This window comes from Peptacetobacter sp. AB800 (assembly GCF_047807365.1).
Taxonomy (GTDB): Bacteria; Bacillota; Clostridia; order Peptostreptococcales; family Peptostreptococcaceae; genus Peptacetobacter.
Genome location: NZ_JBLOUI010000101.1, coordinates 1 through 493 on the forward strand (window position 1 = coordinate 1; position 493 = coordinate 493).

At 26.2% G+C, this 493-nt stretch carries 1 protein-coding gene; it reads left to right on the forward strand.

Annotated elements, in window-relative coordinates:
* Positions 1-289 precede the first annotated feature (289 nt).
* A partial coding sequence (locus tag ACK2WN_RS12270; RefSeq protein WP_416155702.1) for a hypothetical protein occupies positions 290-493 on the forward strand: 204 nt, incomplete at its 3' end.

Consider the following 493-nt stretch of genomic DNA (forward strand, 5'->3'; position numbering starts at 1 on the left):
TACATCACAAGCTATTGGTGGTGGAAATGGGGAGCATCTAAAAAATTAGATGGTGATATAGTCTGTGCTTAATAGAAATATTAAGAAGTTCATAAGAGAACTGATTGGAAAGTAGCGATTCCGATTGAACACTCTAAAAATATATACGGATGTATTTTAGATATAACGACCGTATTTTTTATTTATTTAAAAACTTAAAAAAATTTTTATATTATTTGTATAATATAACTTCGATTCGTATATAATATAATTAGAAAGATAAATTTGTTATAGAATCGAGGTGAGGTAAATGGGAAAGACAATAACAAAAACTGTAAAACAATACTCCTATAAACTTGATGATTATGAGGTCAAAGAGTTGTTAAAAATAGGAAGAGAATATAAAAATGTTAAAAATTACGTATATTCAAGATATAGTGGAATAAAAAGTCTTTTAATCATTGAAAAACCTCGAAAAATCAGAGATGAATGGGTAAGTACAAAGTTTTATGAA